This window comes from Jatrophihabitans sp. GAS493 (assembly GCF_900230215.1).
GTDB lineage: Bacteria > Actinomycetota > Actinomycetes > Mycobacteriales > Jatrophihabitantaceae > MT45.
Genome location: NZ_LT907982.1, coordinates 894,906 through 907,384 on the forward strand (window position 1 = coordinate 894,906; position 12,479 = coordinate 907,384).

A 12,479-nucleotide genomic window follows, 5' to 3' on the forward strand; every position below is an offset into this window, starting at 1 on the left:
GTGAAGGAATATCCACAGGCTGGCTCTCTACTGTTGTGAGGGACGTTACCGTCGGGTAGGTTGAGCGGTCTGTAGGTGACCCAGATCTCGTCTACTCGTGAGTTTTCATAGACTCGTGGGTAACGTGGATGGGTGACCGAAGAGACAATGCAGTCGAGTCGGGGGATGGCACATGAATTTTAAGAAGAAAATCTCAGTCACCAAGCCGGTGGGGATCGCCGCTGTGATCGGCGGAGTCGCCTTGAGCGTGGTCGGAGTCGTCGCCGGGGCGACAGGTGCGTCGGCGCTCTCCACCATCAACGCCACGGTGCTGACGAACTGCACGATTCCGGTGGCCGGACTCGAGCAGTATTCGGCCCATGTGAAGGCCGACATCCCCTCCACGGCCAAGGTCGGTGACCAGGTCACCCTGCAGAACTTCTCGATCAGCATCACGCTGAACGTCGCGACCACCGACGCGCTGCAGATTTTGGGTGCCACCACCTTGGAAGGCTCGATCACCGCCGGTGCATCGCTGACCAATGCGTCGCCCAGCAATCTGCAGATCACCGCGACCGTGCCGAAGACCCCGGTCCCGCAGACCCAGAACGCCCAGGGTGACGGCCCGGAGTTCACCATCACCGCCACCGGCCCGTCGCCGACCGCGACCCTGACGGCGCAGGGCACGGCCACCCTAACCGCTACGACGGTCAACGCGGTCTTCAATCCCAAGAACGCGGCCGGCACCAGCGTCCTTCCGGTCGCGAAGCAGACCATCCCGTGTAGCTACGATCCGAAGGCGAATCTCGTCCTCGGCTCGATCCCGGTCACTGCGGCCGGCCCGGTTGTGACCGCGACCCCGGTCCCGACGGCCACGCCGGCTCCCACCGCGACGCCGATCCCGACGGCCACACCCGCACCGACGGCCACCCCGGAGCCCGGCTCGACCCCGACGCCGGAGCCTGCGGCCACGGCGACACCGGTCCCGACGGCCACACCCGCGCCGACCGCCACCCCGGAGCCGGTAGCTACTGCCACTCCGGCGCCTGAGGCGACTGCCACCCCGGAGCCTGAGGCGACTGCCACTCCGGAGCCGACCGAGACGCCGCTTCCGCCGCTAGTCTTCGCAGTCGATGCGTCCGGTTCGCCGATCGCCAACGGAACCACGCTGACGCCGGGCCAGAACGTGTTGATCGGACTCTCCGGCGTTGCCCCGGACACGGCGATGGACATCGTTCTCCACTCGACGCCGCAGGACTTGGGCACGACCACCTCGGACGAAGACGGGGACGTCGTCTACCCGTTCACCGTCCCGACCGGACTTGAGGCCGGTGCGCACAAGCTGATCTTCACCGGCGGCGGCACGAGTGCTGAGTTCGACTTCGTGGTGGCGGCGGACGCCTCGGGCGTCGATCCGCTGGTGGTCACGCCGGTGCCGACGAACACGGACACCAACCTGGCCAGCACCGGCTACGACTCACGCCCGGTGGTCTTCGGCGGCGTTGCCCTTGTCGTCGGCGGTGTCTTCCTGCTGGTCTACGGCCAGCGTCGACGGGCCTCCTCGCCAGCCCATGACGCCGGAGCCAACTACTTCTCCGGCTGGTTCGACAACCTCCGGTAGGTCAGTAGGCCCCTAGTTCGAAGGGGGAGTTTTCTTCCCGGATTCCGGGAAGAAAACTCCCCCGTTTTGCATCATCCGAATACGACGGAAGCCGCCACCCGAGTGATCGGGTGACGGCTTCCTGGTTTCATGGTCTCGCCATCACGGGGCAGGCGAGACCACGAACCCTAAGCGGAGGGGTTGGACGCCGAAGCGCTCGTTGCCCTCCGCCGCCGACGCGGCGCTGGGATCGCCTCGCCGTCTTTGGCGGGCCCTGTGCCGACGGCCCCGGCGGCCGAGGCCGCGTAGGCAGAGTCGAGCTGGGCCCGGATGAAGACTCCGACTGCATGTACAGCGTCGGCCGCCTCCCGCAGCATCCCCGCCTGTGTGTGACCGCTATGCCAGAGCTCCGGAAACTCCCGGTACTCAACATCCACGCCGCCCGCTCGCGCCGTCTCGACGAAGCGGCGAATCTGCGGCAGCAGCAACTCTGAAGTTCCCACGTGCACCAGCATCGGTGGCAGCCCACTCATGGTGGCGTACATCGGTGCGTAGCCCGGGGTCTTCGGGTCGGCGTGCCCGCGGTAGGCGGCAGCGTTGTTGCGGCCCCACGCGGTGTTCACCACCAGATCTCGGCTCTTCGCGACGTCCTCGTCACTCGGGTCGGTCCACGGAGAAAGCAGAGCCAGCGCGCCCGGGGTCACGCCATGGTCGTCGATGAGGCGTCGGGCGGTGGCCACTGAGAGACCGCCGCCGGCCGAGTCGCCGCTGATGGCGATCTGGTCGGGAGCGAAGCCGTGGGCCCGGACGATATCCATGAACGCCGCAACCGCATCGTCCACCGCCGCCGGGTACGGGTTCTCCGGAGCCAACCGGTAGTCGAGGGCGAAGACGACCGCGCCACTCTCGCGAGCCAGAAACGCGGCCAGCGAGCGGTGGGTGGTCAGCGAACCGACGGTGTAGCCACCGCCGTGCAGGTAGAGCACGGCCCGCGGGCGGTCGGTGGCGCCAACGGTGATCCGTTCGGCCGGCCGGCCGCCCAGCGTCAGTGGCTCGACCACGCTTCCCGAGGGCAGCGGCTGGCTCGCTCCGGTGAAGTCGAGGATGCGCCGCGACGCCTTCGTCGGCATCCGGTGGTGCAGCGTCACCCAGTACATCGGCTTGAGCGTGGCGACCACCGCGCCCCGGGGCAGGTAACGAGGCTTCATCTACTTGCCGTCGGCGATGGCGGCCGCCTTCAGCTCGGTCGGAACCTTGCGCTGCGGCACCGTCCGGCGCGCGTAGCGGGCACCGAAGCGCTGGTAGCTCGAGCCGACGGCGCGGATGACTAGGTCGAGAGCCTTGGCGTCGGGGCCGACGAGCACCCGGGCCTTTCCCCGTTCGGAGGCACGCAGGATCGTCTTGGCCGCCGCCTCCGGCGAGGTGATGGCCAGCTTCTTGTCGAAGAAGTTGCCGAGCACGGCCGCGTCCAGGCCGTCGACTGCCCCTGCGTTGCGCGCGATGGCTGTCTTGATGCCGCCGGGGTGAACGCAGGTCACCAGCACCGGGTGACCCTGCACCAGCATCTCCTGCCGCAGCGCCTCGGTGAAGCCGCGCACCGCGAACTTGGCGGCGTTGTAAGCACCCTGGCCGGGAACGGAGAGGAGGCCGAAGAGCGAGGAGACGTTCACCAGCCGGCCGTCGCCGGAGGCGATCAGGTGCGGCAGGAACGCCTTGGTGCCGTTGACGACACCCCAGAAGTCGACGTTCATGACCCGCTCGATCTGCTCGAAGCTCATGTCGTTGATATCGCCGGTGAAGGCGATGCCGGCGTTGTTGATGACGATTCCAACGGTGCCGAACTCGGCGATCACGGCATCGGCGTAGGCCAGGAACTCGGCGCGGTCGGTCACGTCAAGGCGATCGGACTTCACGGTCGCGCCGAGAGCCCGGGCCTGGCGGGCGGTCTCATCCAGGCCGGTGGTGTCGACGTCGCTGATCGCGAGCTTGGCGCCGCGCTTGGCGAGGTCGAGCGCCAGGGCCCGTCCGATACCCGAACCGGCGCCGGTGATGACCGCGACTCTGCCGCTGAATGTCATGAAGCATCCTTAACTGAGGTGAGCGCACGACGGTCGTTGTGCGCAGTGCTGCGGTAGGCCGCGAGATCGAAGTTGCGGGTGATCCGCCGGAAACTAAAGGTGAAACTCGACCAGAGGGTGGTGTTGTTACCGTGGGCATCGAGGTACCAACTGGCGCAGCCGCCGGTCGTCCAGACGCTCTTGCTCATCTTCTGCTGCACTGACTTGTTGAAGCTGTCCTGCTTGTCCTTACGGACCTCCACGGTGGCCAGATCGTGCTTGCGCATCGCGTCCAGGGCGGAGAGCAGGTAGTTGATCTGGGACTCGATCATGTAGACCATCGAGCTGTGGCCGAGGCCGGTGTTCGGGCCGACCAGGAAGAAGAGATTGGGGAAACCGGCCACGGCGGTTCCCTTGTAGGCCTGCTGTCCACCGGTACGCCAGACCTCGCCGAGCGTCGAGCCGTCCGGACCCTTGATCGAGTCGGCGATCGGCGGGTCGGTGACGTGGAAGCCGGTGGCCAGGATGATCGCGTCGACCTCGCGGACGGTGCCGTCCCGGCTGACGATGGCATTCGGACGGACCTCGGCGATTCCGTCGGTGATGAGTTCCACGTTCTCCCGCTGCAGGGCCGGGTACCAGGTGTTGGAGATGAGGATCCGCTTGCAGCCGATCTGCCAGGACGGGGTGACCTTCTCGCGCAGGTCGGCGCTCTTCACCTGCCGCGCGATGTGGCGCTCGGCGATGCGCTGGGGAACGTTGAGCAGCTTCGGGTTCTTGGCCATCCCGAGCACGATCAGCTCGCGGGCCCAGTAGATGGAGGAGCGGGCGATGCGCTGGGTGATCGGCAGGCGCTTGAACATCTGCCGCTCGGCCGAGGAGTACGGACGATCACTGCGGGGCATGATCCACGGCGCGGTGCGCTGGTAGACGTCCAGGCGCCCGGCGATCTTCGCCACCTCGGGGACGATCTGGATGGCCGAGGCGCCGGTACCGATGACCGCGACTCGCTTCCCCTCCAGGCTGATGTCGTGGTTCCACCGGGCGGAGTGGAAGAAGTCGCCGGTGAAGGTCTCGATGCCCTTGATGTCGGGCAGCGACGGCTCGCAGAGCGCACCGCTGGCACTGACCAGCACATCGGCGGTGAAGGTGCCGTTCGAGGTGTCGACGATCCAGGTGTTCGTGTCGGAATCCCAGTTGGCGGAGTTCACCTCGGTGTTGAAGAGCATGTTGTTGAGCACGCGGTACTTCTTGGCCGTCGTGCGCAGGTACTGCTGGATCTCCGGCTGCGGGGAGAAGGAGCGACTCCAGTTCGGGTTCAACTCGAACGAGAACGAATACAGGTGCGACGGGACGTCGCAGGCCGCACCGGGGTAGGTGTTGTCGCGCCAGGTGCCGCCGACCTCACTGCCCCGCTCGATGACGAGGTAGTCGCGGTCTCCGCGCTGGGTGAGGCGGATAGCGGTGCCGAGCCCCGCGAAGCCGCTGCCGACGATGAGGGCGCGCACATGGCGCGGGGTGGTGGCCGGGTCTGCGGCCAGCTGCGATTGTGCGGTCATGGAGGTAGGGTAATACCCTCATTGAACGTCAGTCAATAGTTAATGACAGATCGTCAGTAAGAGGGTTAGGGTGAACCGGTGACGACAGCGAAGCGGGTCCGGCTGGCCCCGGAGGAGCGGCGGGCGCAGCTCATCGCCTTGGGGCTGCAGATGCTGGCGACCCGCCCGCTCGAGGAGCTTTCAGTGGAGGAGCTGGCCGATCAGGCCGGCATCTCGCGAGGGCTGCTCTTCCATTACTTCAACTCCAAGCAGGAGTTCCACCTGGCGGTGGCGACCGAGGCGGCCCGGCACATGCTGGAGGTGACGGCCCCTGATCCGGACCTGCCGGCCGAGCAGCGCCTGGTGACCTCGCTGGGCAAGATGATCGACTACGTCACCGAGAACTCCGACACCTACATATCGCTGGTGCGCGGCGCGGCCAGCGGGGACGACGAGCTCCGTGCCCTCTTCGACGCGACCCGGTCGGCCAACGCGAACCGGATCCTGCAGTCGGCACCGGAGTTCGGGGTGACCCCCACCCCCGAGGTCGAGCTGGCGGTACACGGGTGGGTCGCCTTCGCCGAGGAGGTCATCGTGCGGTGGCTGCGGGCCGGCCAGCCCGGGGTCACCTCCCGGGAGCAGTTGATGCAACTGCTCGCCAACGCGCTCTTCGCGCTCGCCGGCGCCGCCAACGTTTGAGCGGCGACGTCCGAGCCCGCTTCCACACCACGTCACCGACCGGTGACGCCGTAAGCGATCAGTAATGGTCGCTCGGCCCCGATCCAGGGGTGTCTCACAGTGATCCGGCGCAGTATTGAGAGATGAGCGCTGCGGTGACACCCGGCTCATCGCAGACGGCTCGCTGGGCGCGTTGGAGCATCGCCGCCCTCTTCGGCCTGCTCAGCGCCGGGGTGGCCGTCGGCGTCGGCGAGCTGGTCGCCGCCTTCGTGCGGCCTGCGGCGTCGCCGATCATCGTCGTCGGCAACCGCATCATCCTGCTCACCCCGGAGCCGGTGAAGCGCTGGGCGATCCGTGAGTTCGGGACCAACGACAAGTCGACGCTGCTCACCGGGATCTACTTCGGCATCGCCCTGCTCGCGATGGGGCTCGGCCTCCTCGCTCTGCGCCGCCGCGTCTACGGCGTCGTCGGCTTCGGTGTCTTCGGTGTACTCGGCGTCTACGCCGCCCTCACCACCAATGCCCACCACGCCGCAGACGCCATCCCGGCCGTCTTCGCGGCCGCGGCCGGGATGGTTACGATCTGGTACCTCTTCTCCACCCTGAACCCGGCACCCGTCGCCGCCGAGGCCGGGCTGATCGCCGACCGACGCCTCTTCCTGCGGGGCACCCTGGCCGCGGCCGCGGTGACGCTCTTCGGCAGCCTCGGCGGGCGGGCCCTGCAGCGCAGCCGTTACAACGCCGCCGCCGCTCGGGCCGCGATCACCCTGCCGTCGCCGGCCAGCGAGGCGGGGACCCCAGCGGCCCCCGTCGCCGCGAGCGACCTCGGGGTCACCGCCAACGCCGCCACCTACGACCTCGGCAAGAGCGGGGTCCCGTTCCTCATCCCGTCCAAGGACTTCTACCGGATCGACACCGCCCTCACGGTCCCCCAGATCGATCCGGCTAAATGGCGACTACGCATCCACGGCATGGTCGAGCGCGAGATCACCCTCAGTTACGACCAGCTGCTGGCCCGGCCGCTCATTGAACGGTGGATCACCCTCACCTGCGTCTCGAACGAGGTGGGCGGGAACCTCATCGGCAACACCAAATTCCGCGGAGCCCGGCTGGCCGATCTACTGCGGGAGGCCGGGGTGCACCCAGAGGCCGACCAGCTCGTCGCCAGCTCCAGTGACGGTATGACGATCGGCTCCCCAACCACCGTCGTGATGGACGGCCGGGATGCCATGCTCGCGGTCGGGATGAACGGCGAACCGCTGCCGACCGAACACGGCTTTCCGGTTCGGATGGTTGTCCCCGGGCTCTACGGCTACGTCTCCGCCTGCAAGTGGATCGTCGATCTGGAGGCGACCACCTTCGCGTCCAGTCAGGCCTACTGGGTGCAGGGCGGCTGGGCACCGCAGGGCCCGATCCTGCTCGCCTCCCGCATCGACACGCCGTCGCCGAACCAGGTCGTGTCGGTGGGTGACACGGTCGCGGTGGCCGGGGTGGCCTGGGACCAGCACGTCGGCGTCTCCGCCGTCGAGGTGCAGGTCGACGACGGCGCCTGGCAGCAGGCCCGGCTGGCCGGCGTCCCCTCGGTCGACACCTGGCGGCAGTGGGTCTACCCGTGGACGGTCGCCGGCTCCGGCCCGCACACGCTGCGGGTGCGGGCGACCGACGCGACGGGGAAGGTGCAGACCAGCGATCGGGCCGAGCCATACCCGTCGGGGGCCACCGGGCTGCACGCGGTGACGGTCCGGGCCCGGTAGCCGCGGTTCAACAACCGGCCCCGGCTGCCGATCAGAGGTACATGAGTCGTCTCCCGGTGAGCATCGTCGTCCCGGTCTGGAACGCCGTCGAGGTGACGCTGCAGTGCCTGGCCGCGCTGCGGCCGACCCTCGGACCGGCTGATCAGGTGATCGTGGTGGACGACGGCTCCAGCGATCCAACCGCGGCGGCGCTGGCCGAGCGCGCGGACTGGCTCGAGGTGGTCACCCACCCGGCCAACCTCGGTTTCGCGGCCGCCTGCAACGACGGCGCCGCGCTGGCCCGCCACGAGCTGGTCATCTTCCTGAACAACGACACCATCCCGAGCGCGGGTTGGATCGAGGACCTCACCGCCCCCTTCGTCGACGACACGATCGGTGCGGCCGGGCCGATGAGCAATGCGGTCAGCGGTACCCAGCAGGTCGTGGACGCCACCGGTGCGCCGGTCGTCGATGCCGCCGCGGCTGAGATCGTGTCCGATCTCCGGGCCCGAGAAGGGGCCAGCTGGAGCGACGTCTCCCGCCTCGTCGGGTTCTGCCTGGCGGTGCGCACCGAGGCGTTCCGCGAGCTCGGCGGCTTCGACCTCTGCTACGGCCAGGGCGGCTACGAGGATGACGATCTCTGCACCCGGATGCTGCTCGCCAGCTGGCGGCTGGTGATGGCCGAGAGTGCCTTCGTCTATCACCAGTACCACTCGACCTTCGACGCCAACGGCATCGACTGGTACCGCGTGCAGCAGGGCAACGGCGAGCTCTACCGGGCCAAGCTGGACCGGGCCTTCCCGTTGAGCGTGCTGGTGCGCTGCGACGGCGACCAGCTGACGCTGCTGCAGAGCCTGCTCAGCATCCAGCGCTCGCTTGGCGAGTCCCGCTACGAGGTCGTCCTGCTGGTCACCGACCCCGAGCCGATCGCGCAATTGCTTGCCGCGCTGGAGGGCGACGTCGTGGTCGTCCGGGTGCGCCCCGACGACCGCAGCTGGCGGCGCGGTCAGCACGTCGCGACCGGGCTGCGCCGCATCTCGATGCGGGCCGGCGACGAGCTCAGCCCCGAAGAGGTCGAGCTGGTGCTCGCCGCCCCGATCGGGACGCAGCTGCAGCCGGTGGCGGCCTAGAAGCTCGCGAAGGCGCTGGTGAATGCCTCCGCCGCGGTCGAGGTATCCGTAGCGTCGTAGAGCTGCCCCTTCGTGACGTCGGAGTAGGACTGCAGAGCGGGCTTGTCGGCTCCGCTGCCGTAGGCGATCGAGTAGATCTGCACCCCGGACGTCGAGCGCTGCAGAGCGGCGACCAGCCCGGCCTGGTCGTTATCGGCCGCGAAGTTGTTCTTCGCGTTGTTGAGCAGCACGACCGCGTTGATATGTCCGGGCTCGACGTCTTCGGTCAGCTGGCTCGTCGCCGCCCGGACGGCCGGGATCAGCGTCGAATCGTTCTTCGGGGTCAGCGTCGAGATCGCCGCCGTGATCTGGCTCTTGTCGATGTCGAAGTGCCCGACCGGCACGAGTTCCTGATAGGTCTGCGCCCCCGGTGGCAGCGCCGAACTGTACTGCCAGAGCCCGACCTCGTCGGCTCCGTTGAACTCGTCCAGCGCACTGAGCGCGGCCGATTTCGCCTGCTCGAGCTTCGTCGGTCCGTTTTCGGCGGTGCTGTCGCCCATCGAGCTGGAGACATCCATCATCAGCAGCACCCGAGCCGGTTTGCGCAGCAGGCCCCAGGCCGAGCGCAGCGCGGCGATGGTGCTGCCGGACGGGGTGGAGAGGGTGACCGTCGGGCCGGCCGCCGACACGTTCGGGCTGGCCACGATGCCGGCACCCGGCTTCTTCGTCGGGCCGCGGAAGCCGGCGTCGGTGAGAACCTTCTGCTGGGCCGGGAGCACGACGTAGTCGAAGAAGTCCTTCGCCCCGGCCTCCCGGTCGCGGGTCGACCAGGGCGCGTTGAGCACCGCGTAGGGGTTGTCGCTGAAGAGCGTCCCCTCGGTCGGGTAGATGGCGACCAGCGGGACCCTCGGCTTCGCGTGCGTCCCCGCCGTCTTCGGGTCACCGCTCGGGTTGCCGGCGTCGTAGTCGAGCACCGCCTTCTCGTCCACGGCATAGGCGCTGGCGTAGCTGAGCGGCTTGCCCTCGGTGTCGGCCCGCTGCTGGGTGCGGAGGAAGGCCGTCGGGTCGTCGCCGTAGTTGACGACCGCCTGCTCCAGCGACGCGTCGAGGCGGCGCGCGGTGATCGAAGCGACGCTGCCGCTGCTCAGCGGGGTGGGTGAGCCGGCGCCGGCGTTGAAGGCGGCGATCGTCGCGTTCAGCCCGGAGGTGGAGTAGTTCGGGTTCGCCTTGACGAAGGTGAAGGCGCCCCACTCCGGGTGCCCCTTCGACCCCCAGCCGGCTGGGTTACCGGCCAGCGCGGCCAGCTCGCTCCAGCCGATCGGGGCCTTCGGCCACCCCAGTGCGGTCGCCATCGGCTTCGGCATGGCGATGGTGAGGGCGGTGGAGGCGATGGAGCTGGCGGAGCTCGGGACCAGCGCCGTTGAACGGTCGGCCTCGGCCGCGTCGTCGCCGAAGATCGCCAGCCAGCTGGAGGAGGCGGGGGCCCAGACGTCCGGGGCGTCGCCGCGCCGGACATCCCAGCCGGCCACCAGCTGAGCTTCGGCGTCGGCCGAGTCGACCGCGTCGATCTTGATGCCGAAACACTTGCCGTTGACCGTCCGCGCGCTGTGGTTGTACGTGTCGGCGATCTTGGTCAGCAGCGGCGCCATCTCGGTGGCGGCGGCGACGGTCACGGTGTCGCAGCCCGGCCGGGGCGGGGTGACGGCAGCGATCTGCTCCTTGTTGCTGTGATCGGCGTGGTACTTCAGGCCTGCGAAGGTGCCGAGCCCGACCACCAGCACGGCTAACACAATTTGCTTCTTCGACGGCCGCACGGGTGCCCCTTTGTACTGGCGAGTAGTGACGCCAGCGTGCCAGCAAATCCCTGTAACGCAAAGCGTTTCGGCGAACTAAGATCGAAGCCATGGCCACCACCGTCGCACTCAACCCGCAGCCGCGCAGCGCCGACGAACGCGCGGCAATCCTCGCCAACCCCGGCTTCGGCCGGTACTTCACCGACCACATGGTGCGCATCGACTGGACCGCTGACGGTGGGTGGAGCGACGTACAGCTGGTGCCCTATGGGCCGCTGACCCTGGACCCGGCGACCATGGTGTTGCACTACGGCCAGGAGATCTTCGAGGGGCTGAAGGCCTACCGCCAGGCCGACGGCTCGATCGGCACCTTCCGTCCGGACGCCAACGCGGCCCGCTTCCGCCGTTCGGCCCGGCGGTTGGCGATGGCTGAGCTGCCGGAGGCGCTCTTCGTCGAGGCGGTGCGGCTGCTCGTCGAGACTGATCAAGCCTGGGTGCCGAGCGACGGCGAGGCCGCGCTCTACCTGCGTCCGTTCATGATCGCCACCGAGGTCGGCCTGGGCGTGCGACCGGCGAACGCGTATACCTTCCTGCTGATCGCCTCCCCGGCTGGCGCCTACTTCAGCGGTGGGGTCAAGCCGGTGACGGTCTGGCTCTCCACCGAGTTCACCCGGGCCGCTCCCGGCGGCACCGGTGAGGCCAAATGCGGCGGCAACTACGCCGCGTCGCTGGTGGCCCAGGCCGCCGCCGCCGCTCAGGGCTGCGACCAGGTGGTCTGGCTGGATGCGGTTGAGCACCGCTGGGTCGAGGAGATGGGCGGAATGAACCTCTACTTCGTCTACGGCAGTGGAGCCACCGCCCGGATCGTGACACCGGCGCTCACCGGCACCCTGCTGCCGGGGGTGACCCGCGACTCGCTGTTGAGCCTGGCCGCGGATCTCGGCTACTCGGCCGAGGAGGGGAAGATCTCCACCGACGACTGGCAGGCCGGCTGTGCCTCCGGCGAGATCACCGAGGTATTCGCCTGTGGAACGGCGGCCGTCATCACGCCCGTCGGGGTGGTGAAGAGTGCCGCCGGTGGCTGGAACGTGGCTGACGGGGCACCCGGTCCGGTGACCCTGGCCCTGCGTGAGGCGCTGCTCAGCATCCAGACGGGCAAGTCGGCCGACGACCACGGCTGGATCCACCAACTCGTCGCGGCGGGCTGAGCGGGTGCCGGCGCAGCCGCACATGCGCAGGAACATCCTGATCACCGGCGCCAGCGCCGGACTGGGCGAGGGCATGGCCCGTCTCTTCGCGGCCGCCGGGCACAACCTGGCCCTGACCGCACGCCGTCTGGACCGCCTGGAGGCGCTGCGCGAGGAGTTGCTGGAGTCCCACCCGGAGATCACCGTCGTCTGCCATCCGCTGGATGTGAACGACCACGATGCGGTCTTTACCGTCTTCGAGAAGGCGGCGGCCGATCTGGGTGGGCTCGACCGGGTGATCGTCAACGCCGGACTCGGCAAAGGCGCGCGGGTCGGCAGCGGCCGCTTCGCCGCCAACCGGCAGACGGCCGAGACGAACTTCGTCGCGGCGCTGGCCCAGTGCGAGGCGGCGATGGGGCACTTCTATGCGAAGAAGTCAGGGCATCTGGTCATCGTCTCTTCGATGTCGGCGATGCGGGGCATGCCGGGTGCGGCCACTGTCTACGCGGCCACGAAGTCGGGGATCGCGGCTCTGGGTGAGGGGATCCGCTCCGATCTGCTCGGCCAATCCGGACACGACATCGTCGTCACCACCCTCTTCCCCGGCTATATCGAGTCGGAGATGAACGACAAGGTCACCCGGAAGATGCCGCTCATGGTGGACAACGAAACCGGCTGCCGAGCGATGGTGAAGGCGATCGAGCGGGAGAGCGCCACCGCAATCGTGCCGCCGTGGCCGTGGCGGGCAATCGCGGTCTTCACCCGTAACGCCCCGCTGCGGCTGGTTCGCCGCTTCACCTGAACC

Annotated in this window: 10 protein-coding genes; 6 read left to right on the forward strand and 4 right to left on the reverse strand. The window is 68.5% G+C overall.

Going from position 1 to position 12,479, the window contains the following annotated elements:
- The first annotated feature begins 172 nt into the window (after positions 1-172).
- Positions 173-1,600, forward strand: coding sequence for a DUF6801 domain-containing protein (locus tag CPH63_RS04115; protein ID WP_096301690.1), 1,428 nt, complete (start codon positions 173-175; stop codon positions 1,598-1,600).
- 167 nt (positions 1,601-1,767) lie between these two features.
- Here CPH63_RS04115 and CPH63_RS04120 read toward each other — a convergent pair whose 3' ends face one another.
- The 3 genes from CPH63_RS04120 to CPH63_RS04130 are packed head-to-tail and all read right to left on the reverse strand — an operon-like array spanning position 1,768 to position 5,195.
- Positions 1,768-2,787 carry an alpha/beta hydrolase gene (locus CPH63_RS04120; protein WP_096301691.1) on the reverse strand — a complete coding sequence of 340 codons (1,020 nt, stop codon included), beginning with the start codon at positions 2,785-2,787 and terminating at the stop codon, positions 1,768-1,770.
- Entirely contained in the window at positions 2,788-3,657 is an 870-nt protein-coding gene (locus CPH63_RS04125; protein WP_096301692.1) for an SDR family oxidoreductase, read from the reverse strand. It lies immediately after the preceding gene.
- The gene (locus tag CPH63_RS04130) at positions 3,654-5,195 is read right to left on the reverse strand and encodes an NAD(P)/FAD-dependent oxidoreductase (RefSeq protein ID WP_096301693.1); all 1,542 of its coding nucleotides are present in this window, start codon (positions 5,193-5,195) and stop codon (positions 3,654-3,656) included. Before CPH63_RS04130 ends, CPH63_RS04125 begins: the two co-directional genes overlap by 4 nt.
- Before the next feature lie 78 nt (positions 5,196-5,273).
- On the opposite strand from CPH63_RS04130, the gene CPH63_RS04135 reads away from it, so the two are divergent.
- The 3 genes from CPH63_RS04135 to CPH63_RS04145 all read left to right on the forward strand — a co-directional run bounded on the left by CPH63_RS04135 (position 5,274) and on the right by CPH63_RS04145 (position 8,715).
- Positions 5,274-5,873: a TetR/AcrR family transcriptional regulator gene (locus CPH63_RS04135; protein ID WP_096301694.1), complete on the forward strand. Its 600-nt coding sequence runs from the start codon at positions 5,274-5,276 to the stop codon at positions 5,871-5,873.
- Positions 5,874-5,995: 122 nt separating this feature from the next.
- Positions 5,996-7,606 (forward strand): molybdopterin-dependent oxidoreductase, encoded by a 1,611-nt coding sequence (locus CPH63_RS04140; RefSeq protein WP_096301695.1) that lies wholly within the window; start codon positions 5,996-5,998, stop codon positions 7,604-7,606.
- Between the two features lie 41 nt (positions 7,607-7,647).
- The gene (locus CPH63_RS04145) at positions 7,648-8,715 is read left to right on the forward strand and encodes a glycosyltransferase family 2 protein (RefSeq protein WP_096301696.1); all 1,068 of its coding nucleotides are present in this window, start codon (positions 7,648-7,650) and stop codon (positions 8,713-8,715) included.
- On the opposite strand, the gene CPH63_RS04150 is transcribed toward CPH63_RS04145, so the two are convergent.
- Positions 8,712-10,484, reverse strand: a complete 1,773-nt coding sequence (locus CPH63_RS04150) for a substrate-binding domain-containing protein (RefSeq protein ID WP_157749264.1) — start codon at positions 10,482-10,484, stop codon at positions 8,712-8,714. The genes CPH63_RS04145 and CPH63_RS04150 overlap by 4 nt on opposite strands.
- 113 nt (positions 10,485-10,597) lie before the next feature.
- Here CPH63_RS04150 and CPH63_RS04155 point away from each other — a divergent pair, with 113 nt between their 5' ends.
- Positions 10,598-11,695, forward strand: coding sequence for a branched-chain amino acid aminotransferase (locus tag CPH63_RS04155; RefSeq protein ID WP_096301698.1), 1,098 nt, complete (start codon positions 10,598-10,600; stop codon positions 11,693-11,695).
- A 22-nt stretch (positions 11,696-11,717) separates the two neighbouring features.
- Complete coding sequence (locus CPH63_RS04160; protein ID WP_096304936.1) at positions 11,718-12,476, forward strand: SDR family oxidoreductase; 759 nt, start codon at positions 11,718-11,720, stop codon at positions 12,474-12,476.
- The last annotated feature ends 3 nt before the right edge of the window (positions 12,477-12,479 follow it).